Source organism: Phenylobacterium sp. (assembly GCF_030681155.1).
Taxonomy (GTDB): domain Bacteria; phylum Pseudomonadota; class Alphaproteobacteria; order Caulobacterales; family Caulobacteraceae; genus Phenylobacterium.
This window is the reverse complement of sequence record NZ_JAUXXE010000053.1, coordinates 32,023-56,109: the sequence shown is the minus strand read 5'-3', so window position 1 is coordinate 56,109 and position 24,087 is coordinate 32,023. Positions and strand designations below refer to the sequence as shown.

The 24,087-nt window shown below is 64.1% G+C and carries 21 protein-coding genes; 15 read left to right on the top strand and 6 right to left on the bottom strand.

The window, feature by feature from the left end:
• Positions 1-183: 183 nt before the first annotated feature.
• Both Q8M13_RS13660 and Q8M13_RS13655 read right to left on the bottom strand, forming a co-directional pair.
• Positions 184-711: a TetR/AcrR family transcriptional regulator gene (locus Q8M13_RS13660; protein WP_305300507.1), complete on the bottom strand. Its 528-nt coding sequence runs from the start codon at positions 709-711 to the stop codon at positions 184-186.
• 83 nt (positions 712-794) lie between these two features.
• Positions 795-2,090 (bottom strand): cytochrome P450, encoded by a 1,296-nt coding sequence (locus Q8M13_RS13655; RefSeq protein ID WP_293492739.1) that lies wholly within the window; start codon positions 2,088-2,090, stop codon positions 795-797.
• Between the two features lie 344 nt (positions 2,091-2,434).
• On the opposite strand from Q8M13_RS13655, the gene Q8M13_RS13650 reads away from it, so the two are divergent.
• From Q8M13_RS13650 to Q8M13_RS13635, 4 genes are all read left to right on the top strand, one after another.
• Positions 2,435-2,755 carry a 2Fe-2S iron-sulfur cluster-binding protein gene (locus tag Q8M13_RS13650; RefSeq protein WP_293492737.1) on the top strand — a complete coding sequence of 107 codons (321 nt, stop codon included), beginning with the start codon at positions 2,435-2,437 and terminating at the stop codon, positions 2,753-2,755.
• 138 nt (positions 2,756-2,893) lie between these two features.
• Positions 2,894-4,042 (top strand): thiolase domain-containing protein, encoded by a 1,149-nt coding sequence (locus Q8M13_RS13645; protein ID WP_293492735.1) that lies wholly within the window; start codon positions 2,894-2,896, stop codon positions 4,040-4,042.
• A 4-nt stretch (positions 4,043-4,046) separates the two neighbouring features.
• Positions 4,047-4,430, top strand: a complete 384-nt coding sequence (locus Q8M13_RS13640; RefSeq protein ID WP_293492733.1) for a Zn-ribbon domain-containing OB-fold protein — start codon at positions 4,047-4,049, stop codon at positions 4,428-4,430.
• Between the two features lie 68 nt (positions 4,431-4,498).
• Positions 4,499-5,671, top strand: a complete 1,173-nt coding sequence (locus Q8M13_RS13635) for a citrate synthase (protein ID WP_293492731.1) — start codon at positions 4,499-4,501, stop codon at positions 5,669-5,671.
• Between the two features lie 16 nt (positions 5,672-5,687).
• Here the strand turns inward: Q8M13_RS13635 and Q8M13_RS13630 are convergent, their stop codons facing one another.
• The 4 genes from Q8M13_RS13630 to Q8M13_RS13615 form a co-directional block, all read right to left on the bottom strand.
• Complete coding sequence (locus tag Q8M13_RS13630; RefSeq protein ID WP_305300505.1) at positions 5,688-6,932, bottom strand: TetR/AcrR family transcriptional regulator; 1,245 nt, start codon at positions 6,930-6,932, stop codon at positions 5,688-5,690.
• 120 nt (positions 6,933-7,052) lie between these two features.
• Positions 7,053-8,261, bottom strand: coding sequence for an acyl-CoA dehydrogenase family protein (locus tag Q8M13_RS13625; protein ID WP_293492728.1), 1,209 nt, complete (start codon positions 8,259-8,261; stop codon positions 7,053-7,055).
• Between the two features lie 176 nt (positions 8,262-8,437).
• Positions 8,438-9,313 carry an SDR family oxidoreductase gene (locus tag Q8M13_RS13620; RefSeq protein WP_293492727.1) on the bottom strand — a complete coding sequence of 292 codons (876 nt, stop codon included), beginning with the start codon at positions 9,311-9,313 and terminating at the stop codon, positions 8,438-8,440.
• A gap of 161 nt (positions 9,314-9,474) precedes the next feature.
• Complete coding sequence (locus Q8M13_RS13615) at positions 9,475-10,707, bottom strand: NAD(P)/FAD-dependent oxidoreductase (RefSeq protein WP_293492726.1); 1,233 nt, start codon at positions 10,705-10,707, stop codon at positions 9,475-9,477.
• Between the two features lie 122 nt (positions 10,708-10,829).
• Between Q8M13_RS13615 and Q8M13_RS13610 the strand changes: the two genes are divergently transcribed.
• From Q8M13_RS13610 to Q8M13_RS13560, 11 genes are all read left to right on the top strand, one after another.
• Positions 10,830-10,961 carry a hypothetical protein gene (locus Q8M13_RS13610; RefSeq protein ID WP_293492725.1) on the top strand — a complete coding sequence of 44 codons (132 nt, stop codon included), beginning with the start codon at positions 10,830-10,832 and terminating at the stop codon, positions 10,959-10,961.
• A gap of 129 nt (positions 10,962-11,090) precedes the next feature.
• The gene (locus Q8M13_RS13605) at positions 11,091-12,284 is read left to right on the top strand and encodes a TetR/AcrR family transcriptional regulator (RefSeq protein WP_305300502.1); all 1,194 of its coding nucleotides are present in this window, start codon (positions 11,091-11,093) and stop codon (positions 12,282-12,284) included.
• A gap of 268 nt (positions 12,285-12,552) precedes the next feature.
• Positions 12,553-13,686, top strand: a complete 1,134-nt coding sequence (locus tag Q8M13_RS13600; protein ID WP_293492723.1) for an alkene reductase — start codon at positions 12,553-12,555, stop codon at positions 13,684-13,686.
• A 90-nt stretch (positions 13,687-13,776) separates the two neighbouring features.
• Complete coding sequence (locus tag Q8M13_RS13595; protein WP_293492722.1) at positions 13,777-14,982, top strand: acyl-CoA dehydrogenase family protein; 1,206 nt, start codon at positions 13,777-13,779, stop codon at positions 14,980-14,982.
• Between the two features lie 91 nt (positions 14,983-15,073).
• A complete protein-coding gene (locus Q8M13_RS13590) occupies positions 15,074-16,657 on the top strand; it encodes an AMP-binding protein (RefSeq protein ID WP_293492721.1) in 1,584 nt (527 codons plus the stop codon).
• A gap of 126 nt (positions 16,658-16,783) precedes the next feature.
• Positions 16,784-17,521: a TetR/AcrR family transcriptional regulator gene (locus tag Q8M13_RS13585; RefSeq protein ID WP_293492720.1), complete on the top strand. Its 738-nt coding sequence runs from the start codon at positions 16,784-16,786 to the stop codon at positions 17,519-17,521.
• A gap of 110 nt (positions 17,522-17,631) precedes the next feature.
• Positions 17,632-19,050 (top strand): MFS transporter, encoded by a 1,419-nt coding sequence (locus Q8M13_RS13580; protein WP_293492719.1) that lies wholly within the window; start codon positions 17,632-17,634, stop codon positions 19,048-19,050.
• A 67-nt stretch (positions 19,051-19,117) separates the two neighbouring features.
• Positions 19,118-19,759: a TetR/AcrR family transcriptional regulator gene (locus Q8M13_RS13575; RefSeq protein ID WP_293492718.1), complete on the top strand. Its 642-nt coding sequence runs from the start codon at positions 19,118-19,120 to the stop codon at positions 19,757-19,759.
• Positions 19,760-20,302: 543 nt separating this feature from the next.
• Positions 20,303-21,385, top strand: coding sequence for a Zn-dependent alcohol dehydrogenase (locus tag Q8M13_RS13570; RefSeq protein ID WP_293492717.1), 1,083 nt, complete (start codon positions 20,303-20,305; stop codon positions 21,383-21,385).
• A gap of 52 nt (positions 21,386-21,437) precedes the next feature.
• Positions 21,438-22,877, top strand: coding sequence for an aldehyde dehydrogenase family protein (locus Q8M13_RS13565; protein ID WP_293492716.1), 1,440 nt, complete (start codon positions 21,438-21,440; stop codon positions 22,875-22,877).
• A 64-nt stretch (positions 22,878-22,941) separates the two neighbouring features.
• Positions 22,942-23,877: an alpha/beta hydrolase gene (locus tag Q8M13_RS13560; protein ID WP_293492715.1), complete on the top strand. Its 936-nt coding sequence runs from the start codon at positions 22,942-22,944 to the stop codon at positions 23,875-23,877.
• Positions 23,878-24,087: the final 210 nt, after the last annotated feature.

Here is a 24,087-nt window from a genome sequence, read left to right as displayed (position 1 = left end):
CGACGTTCGAAAAGCACTTTCCGCAGCGTGAAAATCGTCAGAAGAGCAAAGGGTACAGGTTGATTGATTGCTTCAACATCTGTGTAGGCGCCTAGGATTGTACTTGTTGCAGTGCGGCGAAGAGCGGACGAAACCCCTGGCGTCGCGCGTGCGGGCGGCGGCGCACGCCTTTGTCCACCCCGTCTAGGGCGCAGGCTGCAAGACTGCGTCCAAGGCGGCCGCGGCCGAGGCGATAAACACCTCCCGTTCCTCCCCAATCAGCGGACGGTCGCGGATGAGTCGTTCGACGAGGAAGCCGATGTAAACGGCGGCCAGGACGCGGGCGCGGACCGGTGCGCACTCGCCGCCAAGCCAATCACGGATCGGAGCCAGAAAGCGCTCCTGCATCGCCAGATTCAGCAGCGGCGCCGTCGTCGGCGACGTCGCCGCGCGCAGCAGGAACTTAAAACGGAGTGTTCGATCCTCATCGACGTGTGTGTCGTCCGCCATCATCGTGGCGATGTCTCGGGAGAACGTCTCCCTGTTCCAGTCGCGCGCGGCGTTTCCACTGAACGAGTCGTTCAGCGCTGCTGCAAACAGCGCCTCCTTGCCGCCGAAATAGCGTTTGATCAGCGAAACGTCCGCGCCGGCCTCGGTGGCGATATCCCGCAACGCCGCACACTCGTAGCCAAGCCTGGCGAAATGGATCTTGGCGGCGCCGAGGATCGCCAAACGCGTGGCCTCGGCGTCGCGTTTGCGCGGCGCCGAGGGAGCAGTGCGAAGTGTCGCCGATTCACCCATCAGGAGTTGTGGCCCTAAACTCGCCGCGGAATGACGACGTGCATCGTTTCATAGCCCTTCACGAAGGACGAGTAGGTCCGAGTGGGTTCTCCAACCATTCGAATCTCGGGGAAGCGCTTCAAGATCTCCTCCCAGATGATGGTCAATTGCAGTTCGGCGACTCGGTTGCCGACACAGCGGTGAACGCCGAAGCCGAAGCTCATGTGTTGGCGGGGACGCTCGCGATCGATGATATAGTCGTTGGGATTGTCGACCACGGTCTCGTCACGGTTGCCCGAGACGTACCACATCACAACCTTCTCACCCTTCTTGATGAGTTTTCCGCCGACTTCGGCGTCGCGCAGGGCGACGCGGCTCATGTGCGCAAGCGGGGTCTGCCAGCGGATCGTCTCCGAGACCATCGAGGTGACTAGACCCGGATTGGCGCGAAGTTTCGCGTACTGGTCCGGATTCTTGTTCAGCGCGTAAATGCTGCCGGAGATGGTGTTCCGCGTGGTGTCGTTGCCGCCGATAATCAGGAGGACGACCGTGCCATGATACTCGTCCATGGAGATGCCTCGCGTCGAGTCGTTGTGCGCGAGCATGGAGATGAGGTCGATCCCCGGTTCGCCGTTCACCCGCTCGTTCCAGAGTTCGGTGAAGGCGCCAAAGCAGGCCTCAGCCGCCTCAGCCTTGTGCTGCCAACTCTCAACGGGACCGTGACCCGGCAGGTTGGTGAACATGTCCGACCAATGGGTCAGTTCGCGACGACGCTCGAACGGGTAGCCGAACAGGGTCGCCAGGGTCATGGCGGTCAGTTCCTTGGAAACCAGATCCACCCAGTCGAACTCTTCGCCGATCGGTAGGGAGTCGAGGATCTGTCCAGCGCGCTCTCTGACGAGCGGCGCCATGTTGTGCAGGTTCGAAGGCGCCACCGTCGGACTCACCGCCTTCCGACGCATGCTGTGCTCGGGCTCGTCCATGGTGATGAATCCAGCGCCGCGGCGCTGGCGCTTGCCGACCACACGCTCCTGTTCGGCCACCGCTTCCAGGTTCTGCAACGAGATACCTTCCGCCGACGAGAAGGTCTCGTTGTCGCTGTCGACCTGCAGAATGTCGTTCCAACGGGTGATCGACCAGTAGGGACCGAACTCGCTTCGCGGCGTGAAGTGAACGGGATCCTCCCGCCGCAAACGCTCGAAATAGGGCCAGAAGCTGTTGGTCTGGAAACGATCAGCGCGGGCCGGATTGATCTCGTCGAGCGGGACTGTATTGGCGTCGGCTTCGACTTCAGATCCCAACGCAGGATCGACTTTCACGGCGATATTCATGGTCTGCTCCCTTGTTTTGCCGCCCGGCGATCAGCGCAGCACTGCTGCTGACGCGTTAGCTTGGCGATCTTCTTCCCGCCACGCTCTGCCCAAATCGGAGCTATGTCAACCGCGGTTGACATAGCGAGTCTGCGGGGCGTCGGCGTGCGGCGAGCACGCCGACACCGACCGCTGTGGGCGTGTTGGCGCCGCTGGCCTAGGGCCGCACGATGCATTGCAGAGGTGAGGAATCGGCGCCTCGGCGCCGGATCGAGCGAGTGGAATAATTTCTGCGATTGGCCCTTTTCGAACGCCGTTTCACTCCCTTCAACGAGGGAAAGCGTAGAGAAATTGGGGAGTGCGCAATGCCGAAGATTACCTACCGCGCCCATGATGGCGCCGAGTTTCAGGTCGACACCGATCTGGGCGTGACCGTCATGGAAGGCGCTGTTCGCAACAGCGTGCCCGGGATCGACGGCGACTGTGGCGGCGCCTGCGCGTGCGCCACCTGCCACGTCTATGTCGACGAGCCCTGGTTGAGCCGGCTCGAGCCGCAGTCCGACATGGAACGCAGCATGCTGGAGTTTGCCGAGAACGTGCATCCGAACTCGCGCCTCGGCTGTCAGATCAAGATGCGCGCCGATCTCGACGGGCTGGTGGTGAGCATGCCGGAAAGCCAGCACTAGGCGACGCGTGCGCCTCTCCGGACCCATCCGGCGGGCTTTGCAACGCCGAAGCCCACTGGGGGCGGAAGGCCCGCGTCTTCAGTCGGCCGGCCCTCCAGGACGGATGGGCCCGAACCAATGCCAGCAAGCAGGATCTCAATGACCACATCAGCCTATATCGCGGGCGCTTTCGAGCACCCGACGCGCAAGGCGACCGACCTTGCGGTCGGGCGCCTTTACGCGGAATGCATCGCCGGGGCGTTGGCCGACGCGGGTTTGGAACACAAGGACATCGACGGCTTCTTCTGCGCCGGCGACGCGCCGGGCGGCCTGCTGACGATGGTCGACTATCTTGGACTGAAACCCCGTCACCTCGACTCCACGGACTTCGGCGGATCGAGCTACATCGCGCTTGTCAGCCATGCGGCTCAGGCGATCGCGGCGGGCAAATGCGACATCGCGCTGATCACCCTTGCCGGGCGACCGCGCACCGAGGCGGGACCCATGCCGTTTGGCGCGCCATCGGCGCCGCCGCGGCCGTGGGAACCGCCGGTGAACACCAGACTGGTGGATCTCTACGCCATGTGCGCGCAGCGGCACATGTACGAGTTCGGCACGACCAGCGAACAGCTGGCTTGGGTGAAGGTGGCGGCGTCCCACCACGCGCAGCACAACCCCAACGCCATGCTCCGCCAGTTGGTCACCGTCGAGGATGTGCTCCAATCCCCGATGGTCTCCGACCCACTACACCGGCTCGACTGCTGCGTGGTGTCCGATGGCGGCGGCGCCGTGATCGTCACGCGACCTGAGATCGCCAAGAAACTTGGCCGGCCCCTCGTGCGGGTGAAGGGCGCCGGCGAGGCGATGAAAGGCCAGAACGGCGGCGATGTCGACCTGACCTATTCCGGCGGCGTCGCGTCGGGCCCGATCGCGTTCGACCAGGCAGGGGTCCGTCCGTCCGACATCCAATACGCCTCGATCTACGACAGCTTCACGATCACCGTCTTGATGCAATTGGAAGACCTGGGCTTCTGCGAAAAGGGGCAGGGCGGTCGCTTCGTCGCGGACGGGAATCTGATTTCCGGTGTGGGCAAGCTTCCGGTCAACACCGACGGCGGTGGCCTCTGCAACAACCATCCTGCCAACCGCGGCGGCATGACCAAGGTGATCGAGGCCGTCCGGCAACTGCGCGGAGAGGCCCACCCCGCTGTTCAGGTGAAGGACTGCGCCCTGGCCCTTGCGCATGGAACTGGCGGCTGGCTCGGCAGCCGGCACGGCAGTGCAACCTTGATCCTCGAACGGGAGTAGATCGATGTCGATTGATGCGGCGCTGAGCCAAAACCATCCGGAGATCGTTCCGTTTTCCGCCGCGGCGGCGGAGGGACGGTTCACGATGCCAACCTGTCGCGCCTGTGCGCGGGCCCACTGGTATCCCCGCGCCTTCTGTCCGTTCTGCTTCTCCTTCGACGTCGAATGGGTCGAGGCCTCCGGCGATGGAGAGATCTATTCCTTCTGCAACCCGGCGCCAGCGCCTGGCACGAACGTGATCGCCTATGTGCGGGTGAAGGAGGGGCCAATTCTGCTGACCCATCTGCTGGATGCTGATCCAGCCAGCATCCAAATCGGGGGCGCGGTCCGTGTCTCGCTGCAGGCAGCGAAGGACGGCCAGTACTTCCCGGCGTTCAAGCTCGCTTGAGCGCCTCTGCAAGGCGCGCCAATGCAAACTGCAAGGTGTCATTCGCGGGACCCTCGGAGGCTGGGGTGATGGCGGATGACGAGTGGATCAGCGCCGAAGCGGCCTGCCAGCGTCTGGGGGTAAGACCCCAGACGCTCTATGCCTATGTCAGCCGCAACCCTGTGCAGGTCCGCGCCGACCCGTCCGACCCGCGACGCAGCCTGTACCATGTCGCCGACATCGCGGTGCTAGCGAAGCGCAAGACCCGCAGCCGGCGGGTCGCCGACGTCGCAGCTCTGGCGATCGCTTGGGGCGAACCGGTGCTCGAAAGCGCTATCACCACAGTGGCGCATGGACGGCTCTTCTATCGCGGGCGCGACGCAGTTCTATTGGCCGAAACCGAGACCCTCGAGTCGGTGGCGAGGTTGCTTCGTGGCGAGCCGGACGACCACATCCCAGGCGATCCGCCGGTGCTGTCGGCTTCTTGGGGTGCTGACGATAACGCTCGGGTGAGGGTCCTCAGAACCCTCGCCCTTCGCGCGGCGATGGATCTCCCGCTTCAAGGGCGCGCATCGCGCGCGCTGGACACCGAAGCGGCGCAACTGCTGCATAGCGTTGCGGACGCCATTGCAGGCGCCCCCGGGACCGACCTCATTCATCGGCGCCTCGCCCGCGGCTGGGGGCAGGATCCAGACGGCCCTGCGGCGGATCTGACTCGCCGTCTGCTCGTGCTCACCGCCGACCACGAACTCAATCCCTCAGCCTTTGCAGCGCGCGTCACCGCCTCCACGGGGGCGTCCCTTGCAGCCTGCGCAACAGCTGGGCTCACCACCCTGTCAGGGCCGCGTCATGGCGGGGCGTTCGTCGCGGTAGACGCGTTTGTCGAGGAGGCGGCGCGGCTCGGCGGACCTGAGGCGATTTCGCGGCGCTTGCGCGACGACCTTTCGCTGCCAGGCTTCGGGCACAAGCTCTACCCTGAAGGCGACCCTCGCGCCGCAGCAGTGCTTCACAGGATCCCAGACGCCCAGTCATTTCTCGACCTGGCGGAGATGGTGGAAGATATCGCGGGCCTGAGACCAACCATCGATTTTGCTCTGGTCGCCGCCTGCAGATCGATGAACCTGCCGACTGACGCGCCCTTCCAGATCTTCACGGCCGCCCGCTGCGCCGGCTGGATCGCACACGCGATCGAGCAGGCGCAGGGAGATTCGGTGATCAGGCCGCGAGCGCGATACTCCGGGCCCGCCCTCGACGCGCGCTGATCTCCGGGGCTTCCCCCTAGAGCGCGGCCAGGCCAATCCGCATGACCTCGACCATTCCCGCCGCGTCCGACGCGATCTGGGCGGCGTCGTCGGGGTCGGGGCGGGCGATGCCGCCCACAGCGGTCAGGTTGAGGAACCTCAGCCTCTCGACATCGAACGGCCGGATGATGTGCTCGGCCTGGCCTTCGGCGAAGAGCTGGCTGGTCGATTCCACCATCTGCTTCATCCGCCGCCTGACGAGGTCGGGGGCGATACGCTCGCGGACATCGTCCGTGAACGCGTAGCGCATAGGCTCCAAGATGCCGCCCAGGCGGATGGTCGTCGACGTGCGAAGCAAGGCGACCACACGCTCCATCGGCGTACACGGCAACTCCCGGGCGGCTTGCCGCAGGAACCGGTTGATCCGGTCTGCGCGTGCGAAGCACTCTTCAACCAAGGTCGCCTTGTCGCCGACGTATCTGTACAGCCTGGGTTTGGTGGTGCCGAGCACGCGCGCCAGTTCGTCGAGTGAGGTGGTGTCGACTCCGCGGGCGTTGAACATCCGGCTGGCGCACGAGAGGATCGACTCGCGCTTCATTTCGTAGAGCGCAGCTTGATCGAATCCATCGGTCGTGCTGACGACCAGGGGCGAGAGATCGATGGTGGGGGGATCGATCGCGGCGTGGCGGTCGGCCGCCCAACCTGTGTTGAGCAAGGTGTTCAGCAGATCAGCCGCGTCGGCGCGTTCGTCGGGGCCCATGCTGAGCCCACGCCGCGTGCCCAGCGGCACCCAGTAGACGATGCTGAGAATGGTGCGGGCGACAAGCGCGGGGTCACAGGGGCGAAACGTCCGGGCGTCGACACCGTCGGCGATGACAGCGGCAAGGCGCCCTTCGATCCCTCGATAGAGTGTCGTCACCTCGGCGCGGGCGTCTGGACGCAAGAGCCCGTACTCGTTCAGCGCCGCGATCTCGGCGCGCTTGCCATCGAGCGCGGTGCTGACGAAAGCGCGCAAGATGTCTGACGGGTCACGTTGCGACATCGCTTCGTCGAGGCGTTCGCCGAGCAGAATGCAGGAGCGGCGATAGACCTGGCTCAGCAGGTCTTCGAAGTCCTTCACATAGTGATAGAGGGCGTTCCGGGTGAAGCCGAGACTGCCGGCGAGGTCCGCCAGCGTCCTTTGAGACATGCCGCGAGCGTTCAACTGACGGGCCGCGACATCGAGCAGTTGGTCATGCCGTGTCGATGTAGAGGCGTCGGTGACTGGTGGAGAACGTGTCATGTCCTGGCCAGGATGTGGCGCCTTGCGGCCGACGTTTGCGGCTCGACGCGCCCGCGGGCACGACCGAGGAACCTGGCGCCAGGGCGTCCCGCCGAAGCGAGACACCCGGCGATCAGGTGATCAGTACGTGTGGCGGTTGCTATCGGGGAGACCGAGAATCCGCTTGGAGATGATGTTGTTTTGGACCTCGGTGGAGCCGCCCGCGATGGCGTGCGCCTTCACGCCCAGATAGTTGCGGCCGGCCGCAAGCTCGGCCTCGCTGAAAGCGTCGCCCTCCCAGCCGACGCCACCTTGACCCATGGCTTCGACCATCATCTCCGCAGACTCCGTCACGAGCTTCGCAGAGACATTCTTCAGGATCGACGTGGTGGTGCTCGGGCCGTTCGCGGTCTTCCCTTCGTCGGCGATCCGCCGAAGGGTCAGGGCGTAGGCGTGAGCGTCGACGTTGTTGTGGATCAAGCGAGTTCGGAAATCGGCGTCAGCCAGACGTCCGTCTGCATCGAGCCCGAAATACGCCTTGGCGACTTCGACAAGCTTGGCTGGATCGACGCGGGAGGGACCACCCGAACCGCCGGAGAGACCGTTGCGCTCGTGCTGGAGGAGCCGCTTGCCGACGGTCCATCCTCCATTGACGGGTCCGACGAGATTTTCCTTCGGCACCTGCACGTCTGTGAAGAACGTCTCGCAGAAGGGTGACACACCCGAAATCAACTTGATGGGACGGGTCTCGACGCCAGGTGTGCGCATATCGATCAACACGAAGCTGATGCCCTCGTGCTTCTTCGTTGCGTCGGTGCGCACCAGGCAGAAGCACCAGTCCGACCAATGGGCGCCCGAAGTCCAAATCTTCTGTCCATTGACTAGGAAGTGGTCACCCTTGTCTTCGGCGCGTGTCTGCAAGCTGGCCAGATCGGATCCTGCGCCAGGCTCGGAATAGCCCTGACACCAACGCAGCTCACCGCGGGCGATCGGCGGGATGTGTTGGAGCTTCTGGGCTTCGGTGCCGTACTCAAGCAGGGTCGGGCCGAACATCATCACGCCCATGCCGCCGATCGGATTCCAAGCGCCGATCGCCGACATTTCCTCTCGCAGGACCTGGGACTGCTTGAACGAGAGTCCGCCGCCGCCATAGGCGACGGGCCAGGTCGGGACTCCCCAACCACGATCGGCGACGCGTTGCTTCCAAAGCGCCGCATCGCCTTCCCAGACCACCGGGGCCTCGCTGCCCGCATCGTTGCGCCCCTTGAGCGACGGCGGAAAGTTTTCGGCGAGCCAGCTTCGCGCTTCCGCGCGGAAGGCGTCTAGGTCTGCTGTCGAAAGGTTGCTCATCGCTATCTCCGGAGAAGGGCTGCAGCGCCGCGGCGCTCAGTCTGCAAATGCGGTCCATCAGGATCGCGTCCACCAAGGGCGCGGACGCCGCATCCAACACGCGTTGGGGCGACGTCGAGGTTCAGTTAGTCCCGCCATGGAGGTCCACGCAGCCTCCGTGGCGGGACAGCGTCAGGCTAAGCGGACTTGGAGGTTCGCTCCTCGAGGTCTTGGAAGAAGACTTCGCCAGCGTGGTCGGCCACGTCCTGCGCGGTGTACGGCCGATTAGGGTTGAAGCCGTCCGTCTGCATCATGCGGATCTCGCGCACGCCGCGGGACGAGACGCCCAGCACCTTGCCGGTGTGATCGGCCGCGAGGTCGGAGGCCATGTAGAGCACGCCGGGCGCGACGTTCTCCGGCAGGGCCATGGGATCGGGCTCGCGATCCCGCTGGCTCGGGAGATCGGACGTCATCCGGGTATAGGCGCCGGGCGCCAGGCCCATGACGCGGATGCCGTACTTGCGCCCTTCGATCGAGAGCACGCGCATGAAGCCGTAGATGCCGGCCTTGGCCGCCCCGTAGTTCGACTGGCCGAAGTTGCCGTAGAGGCCCGAGGTCGAGGACGTCATGATGATCGTCCCCGGCTTGCCGTTGTCCTTCAGCCACTTCCACACCGGCATGGTGCAGCAATAGGTGCCCTTCAGGTGGACCTTCACCACCAGGTCCCAGTCCTGCTCGCTGGTGTTGGCGAAGCTCTTGTCCCGCAGGATGCCGGCGTTGCAGACCAGGATGTCCACCTGGCCGAAATTATCCAGGGCGGTCTTCAGGATGTTCTCGCCGCCGGCCATAGTGGAGACGTCGTCCCCGTTGGCGACGGCCTTGCCGCCGGCGGCTGTGATTGCATCCACCACCTTCTGGGCCGCCGAGGTGTCAGAGCCCGAGCCGTCGCGCGGCCCGCCAAGGTCGTTGACGACGACCGCTGCGCCTTCTTTCGCGAACAGCTTCGCATAAGCTTCGCCAAGACCATTGCCCGCGCCAGTGATGATGGCGACCTTCCCGTCAAGAAGACCCATGTCCGTTTAGCTCCCTAATGTTTCTGGCAAGTCCCTGGTCAGCTTGGCCCCGGTGGCCGCCTCAGGTTCGCTGCCTTGAGGATGTAAATTACGAGAACGTGGCAGGGCAATACCAAGTCGTAAAATCAATTGCGTTGCAAATCCGGTGGCGACCCGCAACCTTAGATCGCCACCTCCTTCATCGATACGGAGAGGTCGACAAGTTTCGCCTTGTCGACCGCGCGGCGGTTCCCGATCAGGGTCTTGCCCATCATGAACTCCGCCGGCGCGTTGATCGCCTCGACCGCTTGGACCTGTCCTCCGTGAAGGTGGAACACGGCGAACTTTGCGGTCTTCGGATCTCCTCGGATCAGGATCTCGTCGACGTCGAACGGATAGCCAGCGATCTGTAGCTTGAGGTCGTATTGATCCGACCACTGCCACGGGACTTCCATCTGGGGCGTAGGGCGTCCGATGATGTCCGCGGCCGCTTGCTTGGCTTGCTCCAACGCATTCGGGACGCTCTCGAGTCGAAACATGCGGTCATAGATCGGCAGCGGCCGATGCGTGACGTCGCCGATGGCGTAGATATTCGGATCGGACGTCCGAGCGGCGAGGTCGACCACAATTCCGCGCGTGCAGTTCAAACCCGCCTCGACGGCGAGTTCGTCATTCGGCGCAGCCCCAATTCCAACCACGACCGCGTCGCAAGCCAAGACTTGGCCGTTGGACAAAACCACGTCGGTAACGTGCCCATGCTCGCCCTGAAATGCGGTGACGCCACAGCCAAGTTCGAACCGCACCCCCTTCGCCTCATGATAGTCGGAGAAGAACTCGGAGAGGGCGGGGCAGGCGACACGCGCCAAGACGCGCGTCTCGCGTTCGATGATGACGACCTCTGCCCCCAGGGCGCGGCCGGAGGCGGCGACTTCCAGTCCGATGTAACCGCCGCCGATCACCGCCAGCGTCTTGCCGGGGCCGAGCGCCGCCTTCAGCGCCTCGGCGTCAGCCGCGGTGCGCAGGGACAATACGCCCGCGAGATTCGACCCCGCGATCGGTAGCGGCAACGCCCGCGCGCCGGTCGCCAGGATCAAGACGTCGTAGGGGATCACCCAACCATCCGCACAGTCGACCAATTGGTCGGCGCGGTGGATCCGCACAGCGCGCGTGTTCGGATGAAACTGGATGTCGTTGTCGGCGTAGAAAGACAGGGGCCGGAGGGCCAGGCTCTCTGCATCGGCTTCGCCCTTCAGCCAGGCCTTGGACAGAGGAGGACGTTGGTAGGGCGGGATGGGCTCATCGCCGACGAGGGAAATCGTGCCTTCGTGTCCGTACTGGCGGAGCAGCGCCGCGCAGGCGCCCCCCGCATGGCCAGCGCCAAGGATGACGATGCGAGCCGACGGACTGAAAGACATGAAGGACTCCCCCAAGACGGACCCAAATCGAGGCGCCGTTCAGTTCGGGGGCAGGATTGCGCCTCGAACCACGATCACGACGCCTGCATGGCTCAACTCAAGCCGTGGGACTCAAATTACGAATGGGTACTGATATCCAACGTATTCGTAAAATCAATCGGCATGCCGTCATCGCCCTGTTCGTGAATTTTGCGCAGCGCGTGCGCGCGCGAGCCGATCTCGCCTCGGGCGGGGTAGCCACCAAGCTGCAATGACGGTTAGATTGAGAGCAACGCCTGTTCGACGCCAATTCTGGGTTCGAACCGAGGCCTAGCCACGCAGATATGACTGAAAATACGCAAGCTCTTCGACGGGCCCCTAAAGCCAGAGCGCGACGCGAAGAGGTGCTTGATGAAGCCTCTCGCCTGCTGAACGCGCACGGCGTTTCTCAATCCACCTTGCAGGATCTTGCCGGTGAGCTGGGGGTCACGCGCAACGCGCTCTACTACTACTTTGTCGATCTCGAAGATCTGATCTTCCAGACCTATGAGCGCTCCTGCGAGCTTTTGGCGGCTCGGTTGGCCGCGGCCTTTGATGAAGGGGGCGGGAGGTTGGACGTGGTGAAGAGCTTCATTTCACGATGTTTGGACCCCGCTCAGCCGCAACTCGCGGCGTTGAACGAGTACGGGCTGCTCAGCGACGCTCATCACGCTGTGGTGCTGAGGCGATACGACGACACCGTCGCCAAGCTTGCAGGATTGCTTGAGGAGAGGGCGCGATCAGGTGAGCTGCGCCCCTGCCATGCGCAGACTGTTGCGAGAACAATCATCAGCCTCGTTCACTGGATTCCGTTGCCAAGCGCCTGGACGGCGACATCAGCGGAGGACCGCCCGCGGGTGGTGAAGGCGCTCCTGGATCTGATCGCCAATGGCTGGGCGGCCGACCGGGACCAAGCCTGCGATCCGGCCCCCGTGGACCTGTCGCCGCTGCTGGTGCGTGCAAGCGATGGGTTCGATCAGGACGCCATCGCCAAGGTCAAGCGCGAGACGATCCTCAATATGGCGTCTCGGATGTTCACCTGCCGCGGCGTCGATTCGACGTCCCTGGATGAGATCGCGACAACGCTCGGCACGACCAAGGCGCGGCTCTACAAGTATGTCGGAGATAAGCAGACGCTCGTCGCCGAATGCTTTGCTCGAGCCGACCGCATCTACGGGTACATCATGACGTGCGCCCTGGAGCAGGGGGCGACCGCACAGGAACAGATCGTCGGGCTCCTACGAAGCAACGCCATGGCGCAGCAGCACAAGGAATTGCAACCACTTCGCTACGGCAGCGCCGTAGGAGCCCTCCCGGCGAGCGAGCAGGTGCGCGCGGCGGAGCGCCTTCGGCGGCGCAATCAAGAATACACCGCCCTCTACCGTGCGGCGAAGCACGAGCGTTCCATGAGGGACATCGATTTGGAACTCTTCAAGCAGATTACGCCCGGCGCGGCGGCATGGCTCTGGAAGGACTTCGCAAAGCAAACCCATGACGACTTCGCGCTCGTCGCAGCCGAAACAACCGACGTCCTCCGGCTGGGACTTCGCGCCATCTAGGCGAAACTTGGTTCCGCAAGGCCCTCCTGGAAGCGCCAAGCACGCCTATGTCTTGGCGGGGACCTAACCGATCCAAACCTCAATAGTCGACGCCGAGCGCAAATCGGCCATCGCAGCGACACCGGCTTGATTTTACGTCTCGGTTTGATAGCATCACGGCATCGTAACTGCGTGGCGTGTGGTTGCATCTCGATTCGAGGATCTGTGTCGGCGTCCCGGTTCGCGCTTCGCAAAGCAGCGTGCCGACGCCTGACCCGCTGAGGTGATGATGAGCCTGTTCGAGACCTTCGACCTTGCCGGTCTGCAGCTGCCGAACCGCATCGTCATGGCGCCGATGACCCGGTCGCGAGCGCCGACTGAGGTCGCTGACGATCTGACGGCGATCTACTACCAACAGCGAGCGACGGCTGGGTTGATCATCAGCGAGGGGGCGCCGATCTCGCGCGAAGCTGTCGGATACGCGTTCTTGCCCGGACTCTACACCGAGCGGCAGATCGAAGGCTGGCGAGGGGTGACGTCCGCCGTCCACGATGCGGGGGGGCGCATTTACGCCCAGATCTGGCATGTCGGTCGCGTCTCCCACGTCTCCCTGCAGGATGGCCAGCAGCCTCCTGTCAGTTCCACTGATCGGCCTGCAGAGGGGCCGCGCACGTTCGCTTATGCGTGGCGGGACGACGGCAGCGTCGGCTTCGTGGCTCCCAGCGTGCCGAGGGCCCTCACCACCGAGGAGATTGCTCGGGTCGTCGCCGACTACGCGCACGCTGCCAAACAAGCGATCCGCGCCGGGTTCGACGGCGTTGAGATACACGGCGCTCACGGGTACCTGATCGAACAGTTTCTCAATCCGACGATCAATGATCGGACTGACCAGTACGGGGGCTCGCTCGAAGCGCGCCGACGCTTTGCCTTGGAGGTCGTGGACGCCGTCGCCGGTGAAGTAGGGCCTGAGCGAGTCGGCATCCGGCTCTCGCCCTTGGCGCAACTGCTCGGCGCGCCTGCCTATGCGGACAACGAAGCGACCTACTTCGAGCTGTTTGCGGAACTCTCGAAGCGGAGGATCGGCTATCTCCACCTCAGCGACACCGGCGCCCGCGCGGGATCGCCAGTGATGACTGACGCGCTGCTGCGCCGAGTCCGCGAGGTCTTCTCAGGCGCCGTCGTGCTGGCGGGCAGCCTCGATGCGGAAAAGGCCGATCGGCTGTTGGCGGCCGGCCTGATCGATCTCGCGGCCTTTGGTCAGCCCTTCATCGCCAATCCAGACCTCGTCGAGCGCATTGCTATCGGCGCCAAGTGGGCGGTTCCGGATACGGCCACCTACTACGGCGGCCGGGCGGCCGGTTACATCGACTACCCGTCCTACGCGGCTTCAAGCGAGGACGCGGTCGCATCGCCAATCACATGAGCTGACTGCGGCGCGTCGGAGGGCGCGGCCGGACATCGAAACTTATCCCCAATCCGCCGCCAGAGCGGACATGCGTGGAGGACAATGAATATGGCCGATTTCGGCTCGACTGAACTGGATGGCTTCCGCCTGGAAACTCGCGGCTGGCTCCAACAGAACTTTCCGACCTCTCTGGTGGGGCGGTCGGACCTTGCGGCTCTTGAAAACTCGGCGCCGGTGGAAGGTGACTTCAAGCTCTGGAAGGACCGCATGGCCGACAAGGGTTGGGGCGTGCCGACCTGGCCTGTCGCCTATGGCGGAGGGGGGCTGAGCGCAGCGCAGCTCAAGATTCTTCGTGAAGAGATGGCGGCGATCGGCGCATGGAATCCGATCGTGGGCATGGGCATCATGATGTTCGGACCGACCCTGCTTGAGTACGGCACCGACGCTCAGAAGCAGCAGCACATCCCGCCGATCGCCCGTGGCGAGCTGCGTTGGTGTCAGGGCTATTCCGAGCCGGGCGCCGGGTCCGATCTGGCCAGCCTGCAAACGCGCGCCGAAGACAAGGGCGACCACTTCCTGATCAATGGACAGAAGATCTGGACCTCCGGCGCGCAGTGGTCGGACTGGTGTTTCTGCCTGGTGCGCACCGACGCGACGAAGAAGCACGAGGGCATCAGCTTCGTGCTGATCGACATGCGCACGCCCGGCGTCGAGACCCGCCCCATCAAGCTAATCGCCGGGTCCTCGCCCTTCTGCGAGACGTTCTTCACCGATGTGAAGGTCCCCAAGGAGAACCTCGTCGGTCCGTTGAATGGCGGTTGGACCGTGGGCAAGCGCCTGCTTGAGCACGAACGCAACAGCCTGTCAGGCGGCACCGACGGGCCGCCGCGCGTTGATCCTGCCGATCTAACGCGCGCCGCCAAGGCCTATATCGGCGTCGGCGCCGATGGCCGTCTGGTGAACTCCGACTTCCGCACTCGCATGGTGCAAAACCAAATGGACGCCCACGCCTATGCGCTGACGCTCCAGCGGTCGGCGGCGGCGGAGCGATCTGACCGCGGGCCGAGCGCGGCAGTTTCGATCATGAAGCTCGCAGCCTCGAAGCTGCATACCGACACCGCCGAACTCATCGTCGAAGCGATGGGGACGCAGGGGCTTGGCTGGGAAGGGGAGAGCTTCTCGGCGGAGGAGATCGCCGCAGGGCGGCAGTACCTGCGGATCAAGTCGTCAACGATCGCGGGCGGGTCGACTGAAGTTCAAAACAACATCATCTCCAAGCGAGTGCTCGGGTTGCCGGATCCGACTTCAAAGTAGCTGCGCAGCGTCGCGACCAGAAGGACTTCAGTCCTTAGTAAAACATCATAAGCCGGCGGCGAGAGTCCGGCATCTAGAGAAGAGGGAACTCATGGTTACTGTGCTGGAACGCGACGGTCTTTTGGAGCGTCTGACAGCCGCCGCCGCCACCGGGATGACGCCCGCGGTCTGGGCGTCGATCCAGCCGGACAAGGTTTCCGTTTACGACCCCAATGGACGCTCGCACACCTTTGCGCAGATCAACGCCAATGCGAACCGGCTGGCGCGTCTCTTCCGACAGCATGGCCTGAAGGCGGGCGAGGCCGTCGCGCTGGTGTGCTCAAACCGCCACGAGTTCGTCGAGGTTCTGGCCGCTGCGCACCGGACGGGCGCCCGCATCACCCCGGTCAACTGGCACCTGACGACCGACGAGATCGCCTACATCGTGCGCGATTGCGAAGCGAAGGTCCTGATCGGCGACGCGCGGGTCGGCGGGTTGGCGGCCGTAGCCGACGCATGTCCAGACCTGGCCTTGAAGCTCGTGGTCGGTGGATCGGTCGCGGGCTTCCAGGACTATGAGACGGCGATCGCGAAGCTCGACGGAACGGACATCGACGACCCCGTCCTGGGCACGCAGATGATGTACACGTCGGGGACGACGGGCCGCCCAAAGGGCGTCTACCGCGCCAACCCGCCAGCTCCCCAGGTCCAACCCGCGCGGGGCGACTATGACTATCGCACCGATGTCCAGTTGGGCGCTGGCCCCGCCTATCACGCCGCGCCGCTGTCCTTCGACGTCCGGGCCGCGATGACCGCGGGCGTCCCGCTGCATTTCATCGACAAGTGGGATTCCGAACTGGTGCTGCGCACCATCGCCGAGCAGAAGGTCACCCACCTCCACCTGGTCCCGATCATGTTCCAGCGTTTGCTGGCGCTCCCCGATGAGATCAAGGCCAAGTACGATGTCAGCCATGTGAAGTTCATCATCCACGGCGCTGCGCCGTGCCCTCCCGAAGTCAAGCAGGCGATGATCGACTGGTTCGGCCCAGTCCTCGTCGAGTACTACGCGGGCTCGGAAGGCGGCGCGGGCTTCTTCATTACCTCCGAGGAATGGCTGCAGAAGCCGGGAAGCGTCGGTAAGCGGCCCGCTCTTCTGGGGTCGAAAATTCTCGATGAGCAGGGCGTCGAGCTTCCGACCGGTCAGTCTGGCGGCATCTACCACCAACTTCCCCCCGGCGGCGGCTTCACCTACTTCAAGGACGAGGCCAAGACCAACGCCAACCGCTTCGGCGATTACTTCACCATGGGCGATGTCGGCTACTTCGACGAGGACGGCTATCTGTTCCTCACTGGCCGCAACGCCGAGACGATCATCTCCGGCGGGGTGAATATCTATCCACAGGAAGTGGACAACGAGCTCATTAAGCATAAGGCCGTGGCTGATTCCTCGACGGTCGGTGTGCCGCACGACGAGTGGGGCGAACAGGTGAAGGCGGTGATCCTGCTGAAGCCCGGCCATACGCCGTCCGACGCCCTGGCGCAGGAAATCCTCGATTTCGGGCGGAAGACTCTCGCCGCCTACAAGGTGCCCCGCAGCCTGGACTTCGTCACCGAACTCCCACGAAGCGCGGCGGGAAAAATCCAACGCAACAAGGTCCGAGCCCCCTACTGGGAAGGCCGGACGCGCCAGATCTAGAGCTGGCTGTCGTGCTTCAGGCGCTCTTCATCACGCTCCGGACGAACTCGGTGGTCGATGGCGGCTCTCCGGAGAGGGGGCCGTCCGCTCCATGGGATCGGGCCTTTCGTGCGCCAGGAGACCGCGATGCCGCGTGCTAAGGGGCAATGCGATCCATTGAAGACCGAGGCCATACTCGACGCGGCGGCACGCCAGATCAGGGTGTGCGGCGCGATGGGCTCGATCGATGAGATCGCCAGGCAAGCAGGGGTGTCGAAGCAGACGATCTATAACCAGTTTGGCTCTCGGTCAGAGCTCCTGAAGACGCTGCTGCGCCACGACGTAAACGATGCGGGCGTGCTGCTGGCGAGGTCGTGCGGCGATGCCGCCGCGACACTAGCGCTCACCGCGCTGGCGAAGCGCCTATTGCAGTTTCCGCTCCACTTCGTCTGGGATCGATCAACTCCGGCGGCGACCGCCTTGTGCGCCGATGGGCGAAGCCAAGCGTCGAGGGGGAGCGACCTCGACCCGTGCAATTTGCGCCAGACCGTTTCCAGATTTCTGGCCTGCGAGACCCACGCGGGACGCCTGAATTGTTCCGATCCGGAACTCGCCGCAGGGCTGTTCATCGGAATGATCTCGGGCTGCCTGGCTGCCGACCCGCGGAAAGTCGCCGGGTCCGAGACACCGGCCACCGACATCGATGGGATCGCGGAGGAGGTCGCATTCCGCTTTGTGCGGGCCTTTGAGCCTGACCGCGCGGACGACCGGTTGCCCGAACGATCAATGCAAGATGGGCATTCGATGACCCAGCCTGTGCGGGCGCGTGCTGGCCTTAGCTGTAGCCCTCAAATCCGTGAAAGCGCCGTAAGGCGCCGACAATAATAGAGAAAACCGGCCGCCAAAGAGCGGCCTCAGGCTGAGGCCTGTGTGTGGGAGGTAAAAATGTTCGAACTCTGTGCCGTGCGGACCTTCAGCTGCCGAGGCGCGCGCTAATGTCGTCGACGCCGTCCAAGCCCTCCCTATCGATGCTTCGCGCGCTGACCTTCTCAGCGACGAGTCTTCCGATCTCGGCGTTGACCATCGCCATGGCGGTCTATCTCCCGCGACATTTCGCGAGTCACCTGGGAATCAGTCTCGCCCTCGTTGGGACCGCCTTCTTCATCGTCCGTACGATCGATATCCCCGTCGACGGGATCTTCGGCTGGGCGATGGACAAGACCCGCACACGGCTCGGGCGCTATCGGCTTTGGACGATCCTGGGCGCCCCCGTGCTCATGGCCGGCACCTACGCCTTGTTCTTCGCACCCGACGGCGTCGGGCTCGTCTACCTGGTCGCGTGGCTGCTCGTCCTCTACTGCGGCAACTCCATGCTCGATCTCTCGCATCGCGCCTGGGCCTCCACCCTGGCTCCGCGATACGATGATCGATCGCGCCTGTTCGGCGTGTTGATCGCGGTCGGCGTGCTCGGTTCGGCCAGCGTGATCGCGATCCCGATCATCAATGAAGCACGTGGCGTCGCCGACGCGGGCAACGTCTCCATGATGGGCTGGTTCATTCTCGCTCTCACTCCCGTCGCGATCACGCTGGTGGTGCTGACGACGCCTGAACGCATCGCGCCTTCTGTTCCCGGACATGAATTCAAACTGCGAGACTATGGGGCGCTCATCATGCGGCCGACGTTCCTGCGGTTGATCCTTGCCGACCTGTTCCTTTCCTTCGGGCCAGGCTGGATGTCAGCGATCTACCTATTCTACTTCACCGACTGCCGCGGTTTCACCACCGGCCAGGCCAGCATACTCCTGGCGACCTACATCCTTGCCGGGATCATCGGCGCGCCTGCGATCGCACGCATCGCCATCCGGCTGTCGAAACATCGAACCGTCATGATGACGACGACCGGCTACTCGCTGACCCTCGTGACCTTCACCTTCATTCCACACGGCAGCCTGCCGTTTGGCATGGCCGCGCTGTTCGTCGCCGGGGTCTTCGCTTCCGGCTTCAACCTTCTGACCCGGGCCATGACCGCCGACATCGCGGACGAGGTGCGGCTGGAGCAGGGCAGAGAACGGGCGGGCCTGCTCTATGCGATGACCACCATGACGACGAAGATCGCCGGGGCGGTGTCAATCGGGGCCACCTTCTGGGTCTTGGCCCTCGTTGGTTACCAAGCCGAAGAAGGAGCCGTGAACACGCCGGCGGCCATCCGAAACCTCGAACTGGTCTACATCATCGGCCCTGTGGCCTGCGTAATGATCGGTGGTCTCTGCATGGTCGGTTACAAGCTGGGCGCGGAGCGGCACGCCGAGATCCGCCGCCAACTGGACGAGCGCGATGCGCTCTACGACGAACACCCGATCATCGAGGCCGTGACCCAGGAGGCTGCAGTCCGCACTGAGCCGGGCCGCGCCTGATGAACGCCTCACCAAATCTCACGGACCTCCAAGCCGTCGGCTCCCGGCGCATTCCGAGGACAATTCAATGAGAGCAGCGTCAGCAGTCCTAAGCTGCGACATCAAGTCGAGGTTCAAGCACGCCGCCCACGAGGTGCACGGCGTGAAGGCACGGGCGCTCTCGGCGGCGGCCTACATTCTCGCGACCGATGGCGTGGAGGAGATGAACCTCCGGGCGATCGCCGAACACGGCGGCATTGGGATCGCCTCCATCTATCATTACTTCGATGGGAAGGAGGCGATCCTGCTGGCGTTGTCGTTGATCGGCTTCGAAGACCTGCGCCGCGAGCTGTTGCGTGGCCAGGGCGCCCCCAACCTGGAGTCCCCCATGCGCGGCGGTGGACGCGCGTTCCTGGCGTTTGTGGAACGACACCCCCAACTGATCTCGCTCATGTTCAGCGATCGGATGCTGTCGCGACACGAGGAACTGCGCGACGCGGAGTATCGCGCCTTCCAGGCCTATGAGACCGCAGTTCGCGCGGATGTACGCATACCGCAAGATCATCACGAAGACGCCGCCTATGCCATCTGGGCCCTTGGCCGGGGCATGGCGGCGATGTCCGCCTCCTATCCGGGCGGACGACTGCCGCCAGTGCTCGCAGAGCGTTTGAACAGGGGCGCGGCGTTCCTAATCGAGAGAGATGAGGATCGAGGAGCGCTTAAGGGCTAGGCGCGTCGGTGGTTCTTTCCCGATCCAGGGACATCCTGGCCCAGGGCGGTTGTTTTAGGCCCTGTCGGACGCCCCGCCCTCAGCGGCAAAAAGGCGGGCAGCCCCGATCAGAAGCTGCCCGCCGAGTTCGGTTTGGGAAGGCCGCGCCAACCATGGCGCGCGCAGCAATCCCGATCCTTCGAACACGATTTGAGAAGTGGAATCGCAGCCGAAAAGCGGCCGGTGTTTTTCCAATTGTAGAATGGCGTTCGAACGCCTGAACTTGCCGATGAGGCGAAAACTAGACGTCCCGCGACCCTCGCATCTGGGGGCGGGAAGGCGTCGCTTCGCCATAGGCCCTTCGAACTCGGCTTGCCGAGTTTTGTGGAGTGGTCAGACGGAGCCGACAAGGCTCGGGGTGGGGAGAGACGAGTGGCGGATCATGTTGAAGCTCGGCGCTTGGGCCGCCATTCGCCTCGCGCAGTTCCGGCCGCCCGCTCCAGGTCAGCTCACACAAACAGTTAGAAACGAAGCCCGGTTGGCCGGGCGTCCGGAGGATACGCGATGAAAGCTGCTGTATTTCGTGAAGTGGGTAAGCCGCTCCAGGTCGAAGACGTTCAGATCAACAAGCCGGGCCCGCACGAGGTGCTGATCCGAACCGCCGCGGCGGGCCTTTGCCACTCCGACCTGCACTTCATCGAAGGGTCCTATCCCACCATCTTGCCGGCGGTGCTCGGCCATGAGAGCGCCGGCGTCGTTGAGGCCGTCGGCTCGGAAGTGCGTACCGTCCAGGTGGGCGACCACGTGATCACATGCCTGTCAGCCTACTGCGGTCACTGTGAATCCTGCCTTACCGGCCACCTGTCGCTTTGCGTGTCGCCGGACACCAAGCGCCGGCCCGATGAAGAGCCGCGGCTGTCGTCGGCCACTGGACCGATGGCGCAGTATCTCAACCTCTCGTCCTTCGCCGAGCAGATGCTGATCCACGAGCATGCCTGCGTCGCAATCCGCAAAGATATGCCGCTCGACCGCGCCGCCCTGATCGGTTGCTCGGTAATGACCGGTGTCGGAGCGGCGATGCACACCTCGAAGGTTCGGCCAGGCGAGACAGTCGCCGTGATCGGGCTCGGCGGTGTCGGCCTTGCCGCCGTGAACGGCGCGGCCATCGCCGGTGCGGGGAGAGTCATCGCCATCGACATGGTGGCGTCGAAAAGCAATCTGGCGAAGGCTTTCGGAGCGACCGACTTCATCGATGCGTCGCAGACCGACGCCGTGAAGGAAGTTCTTGAGATGACCAAGGGCGGTGTCCATCACTCCTTCGAGGCCATCGGCTTGTCGAAGACCGCCGAGCAAGCGTTCAACATGCTTCGGCGCGGCGGCACGGCCAACATCATCGGCATGATCGCCCCTGGGCAGATGGTGTCATTGATGGGGGCTGCGTTCCTTGGCGAGAAGCGGATTCAGGGTTCGATGATGGGCTCCAACCGCTTCCCGGTGGACATGCCGCGGCTGGTCGACTTCTACATGTCGGGCAGGCTGAAGCTGGACGAGATGATCTCCCAGCGTATCAAGCTAGACCAGGTCAACGAAGGTTTCGCCGACATGAAAAAGGGCGAACTTGCCCGCTCGGTGATCGTCTTCGACTGATCCCGGTCCGCCTTCCGCCCTCAACGACAACCAATCTCGAAAGGCGCCTGAGATGCGCGAGTACCTGCAGTTCTATATCGACGGGAAGTGGGTCGACCCCACCGAAGCCAAGACGCTCGACGTCATCAACCCCGCCACCGAGGAAGTCGCCGGCAAGATCTCGCTGGGCAACGCCACCGACGTGGACAAGGCCGTGAAGGCCGCTCGCAAGGCCTTCGCCACCTGGTCGCAGACCAGCCGCGAAGAGCGCCTGGACGTGCTGAACCGCATCCTCGCCGAGTACCAGAAGCGCTTCGGAGACCTGGCCACCGCGGTGACCGAGGAAATGGGCGCTCCGGCTTCCCTGGCCCAGCGGGCTCAGGTGCCGGTGGGCATGGGCCACCTGGCCACCGCCGTGGAAGTGCTGAAGAACTTCAAGTTCGAGGAAGATCGTGGCCCGACCATGATCGTGAAGGAGCCGATCGGCGTCTGCGGGTTCATCACCCCCTGGAACTGGCCGCTGAACCAGATCGTCTGCAAGGTGGCGCCGGCCATCGCGACCGGTTGCACCATGGTGCTGAAGCCGTCGGAAGTGGCGCCGTTCTCGGGCCACATCTTCGCTGAGATCATGCATGCGGCCGGCGTGCCGGCGGGCGTGTTCAACCTGGTGCACGGCGACGGCGTCGGCGTGGGCGTGCCGCTCTCCAGCCACCCGGACGTGGACATGGTGTCGTTCACCGGCTCCACCCGCGCCGGCATCGAGGTGGCCAAGAACGCCGCCGCGACCGTCAAGCGCGTGGCCCAGGAACTGGGCGGCAAGAGCCCGAACATCGTTGTCGACGACGAGGCCTTCGCCAAGGGCGTGGGCCGCGGCGTGGCCAGCATGATGACCAACTCCGGCCAGTCCTGTAACGCCCCCACCCGCATGCTGGTCCCGACCAAGCGCATGGACGAGGCGATCGCGGTGGCCAAGGAAACCGCCAGCCAGATCACGGTCGGTGACCCGAACGGCAACAGCCAGCTCGGCCCGGTGGTCTCCGAGGTGCAGTTCAACAAGATCCAGAAGCTGATCCAGGCCGGCATCGACGAAGGCGCCACCCTGGTCATCGGCGGCGTGGGTCGTCCGGACGGCCTGGACAAGGGCTACTATGTGAAGCCCACCGTCTTCGCCAACGTCACCAGCGAGATGACCATCGCCAAGGAAGAGATCTTCGGCCCAGTGCTGTCGATCCTCGGTTATGAGAGCGTCGAGCAGGCCATCGATATCGGTAACGACACCGAGTACGGCCTGGCCGCCTACGTGCAGGCCGCGGATCTGAACGAGGCCCGCAAGATCGCGTCCAAGCTGCGCGCGGGCCAGGTGTCCATCAACGGCGGCGGCGGCGACATGATGGCTCCGTTTGGCGGCTACAAGATGAGCGGCAACGGGCGCGAGTGGGGCGACTACGCGTTCCACGAGTTCCTGGAGACCAAGGCTGTGCTCGGCTACGCGCCGAAGGTCGCCGCGGAATAAGAAGACGGCTGGGGCGGGTGGTTTCGACCACCCGCCAATCCTGTCGAGCCGACGGAGGAACTGCATGGACGTCGCCATTCGTGACATGTTGGATCGTCAGGCCGTCGCCGCCGCGTCGCAGCCGCGCCCGGTGGCCGGGACAATCCCGCCCGAGCAAATGCGCGCGGGCTATCGCGCCCAGCGCCAGGGCGTGAACCTCTCCGCCCCAAAGGATGTGCGAGCTTTCGACCTGCAGGTCGCCGGGGGGGCGGATCTGATCCCGGCGCGTCTCTATGTCCCCGAAGGATGCGCCGACCCGTCTGCAGCGCTGATCTATTTCCACGGTGGAGGTTTCGTCGTCGGCGATCTCGAAAGCCATGACGGGCATTGCCGCCGGCTGGCGAGCTATGCGGGGCTTCGTGTTCTTGCGGTGGACTATCGCCTGGCGCCTGAGCACCCGTTCCCCGCTGCCCATGACGATGCCCTCGCCGCGACGGTCTGGGCGTTTGATCATGCCGACGAGATCGGCGTGGATCCGACGAAAATCGCGATCGGCGGGTGTTCGGCAGGCGGTAATCTCGCGGCCTCTGTCGCCCTAGATCTGAGAGATGACGCTGATCGGCGTCTCGCCTTCCAGCTCCTACTCTATCCGGTGACCTGGCCGGCCTCGGAGACGGCCTCGCGGCGAGACCTGGACGGCCCGGTGCTCACCAAGGCAGGTTTGGCCTGGTTCGAGGAGGTGCTTGCCGCCAAAAGCCATCCAGACGCTGCGCGCACCTACCTCCATCTTCAGGATCGCCTCATTGGCGCGCCGCAGGCCCTGGTCGTGACGGCGGGATATGATCCCCTGAAGGATGAGGGGGAGGCTTACGTCGAGCGCCTGGTCGCGGACGGGGTTGTTGCAGAGCATCTCGCCTTTCCCGAGCTCATTCACGACTTCTATCTGCTTGGCGACGTCTCTCCTGCGGTGGAGGCGGCGGCTCAGGAGACTGCGGCTCGCTTGCGAGCCGCCTTGGCTTGATCAGCCCGAAAGTGGACGCGCTCGCCTGCGAACAGGACGAGCGCGCCCTAGCCGTGAAAAATAGAAGTAATAAAATGCGCGAACAGATGGGTGCTGTCCGCTGTTCAATGAAAGAAGCGCGTGGAAACGGTCGCGCGAGTAGAATTCAAGCGGTTCGAACGTAGTTCGAAAACGGAAATGTCACCATTCTGTGGGGATGTTCCGTTCGAA

What these genes read in the sequence shown, in the direction of transcription:
- Q8M13_RS13625 (WP_293492728.1), bottom strand. Translation starts at nt 8,261, where the DNA reads ATGAGCAACCTTTCGACAGCAGACCTAGACGCCTTCCGCGCGGAAGCG.
- Q8M13_RS13645 (WP_293492735.1), top strand. Translation starts at nt 2,894, where the DNA reads ATGACCACATCAGCCTATATCGCGGGCGCTTTCGAGCACCCGACGCGC.
- Q8M13_RS13585 (WP_293492720.1), top strand. Translation starts at nt 16,784, where the DNA reads ATGCCGCGTGCTAAGGGGCAATGCGATCCATTGAAGACCGAGGCCATA.
- Q8M13_RS13615 (WP_293492726.1), bottom strand. Translation starts at nt 10,707, where the DNA reads ATGTCTTTCAGTCCGTCGGCTCGCATCGTCATCCTTGGCGCTGGCCAT.
- Q8M13_RS13590 (WP_293492721.1), top strand. Translation starts at nt 15,074, where the DNA reads ATGGTTACTGTGCTGGAACGCGACGGTCTTTTGGAGCGTCTGACAGCC.
- Q8M13_RS13580 (WP_293492719.1), top strand. Translation starts at nt 17,632, where the DNA reads ATGTCGTCGACGCCGTCCAAGCCCTCCCTATCGATGCTTCGCGCGCTG.
- Q8M13_RS13640 (WP_293492733.1), top strand. Translation starts at nt 4,047, where the DNA reads ATGTCGATTGATGCGGCGCTGAGCCAAAACCATCCGGAGATCGTTCCG.
- Q8M13_RS13620 (WP_293492727.1), bottom strand. Translation starts at nt 9,313, where the DNA reads ATGGGTCTTCTTGACGGGAAGGTCGCCATCATCACTGGCGCGGGCAAT.
- Q8M13_RS13635 (WP_293492731.1), top strand. Translation starts at nt 4,499, where the DNA reads ATGGCGGATGACGAGTGGATCAGCGCCGAAGCGGCCTGCCAGCGTCTG.
- Q8M13_RS13630 (WP_305300505.1), bottom strand. Translation starts at nt 6,932, where the DNA reads ATGACACGTTCTCCACCAGTCACCGACGCCTCTACATCGACACGGCAT.
- Q8M13_RS13610 (WP_293492725.1), top strand. Translation starts at nt 10,830, where the DNA reads ATGGGTACTGATATCCAACGTATTCGTAAAATCAATCGGCATGCCGTC.
- Q8M13_RS13570 (WP_293492717.1), top strand. Translation starts at nt 20,303, where the DNA reads ATGAAAGCTGCTGTATTTCGTGAAGTGGGTAAGCCGCTCCAGGTCGAA.
- Q8M13_RS13575 (WP_293492718.1), top strand. Translation starts at nt 19,118, where the DNA reads ATGAGAGCAGCGTCAGCAGTCCTAAGCTGCGACATCAAGTCGAGGTTC.
- Q8M13_RS13650 (WP_293492737.1), top strand. Translation starts at nt 2,435, where the DNA reads ATGCCGAAGATTACCTACCGCGCCCATGATGGCGCCGAGTTTCAGGTC.
- Q8M13_RS13655 (WP_293492739.1), bottom strand. Translation starts at nt 2,090, where the DNA reads ATGAATATCGCCGTGAAAGTCGATCCTGCGTTGGGATCTGAAGTCGAA.
- Q8M13_RS13600 (WP_293492723.1), top strand. Translation starts at nt 12,553, where the DNA reads ATGAGCCTGTTCGAGACCTTCGACCTTGCCGGTCTGCAGCTGCCGAAC.
- Q8M13_RS13560 (WP_293492715.1), top strand. Translation starts at nt 22,942, where the DNA reads ATGGACGTCGCCATTCGTGACATGTTGGATCGTCAGGCCGTCGCCGCC.
- Q8M13_RS13595 (WP_293492722.1), top strand. Translation starts at nt 13,777, where the DNA reads ATGGCCGATTTCGGCTCGACTGAACTGGATGGCTTCCGCCTGGAAACT.
- Q8M13_RS13565 (WP_293492716.1), top strand. Translation starts at nt 21,438, where the DNA reads ATGCGCGAGTACCTGCAGTTCTATATCGACGGGAAGTGGGTCGACCCC.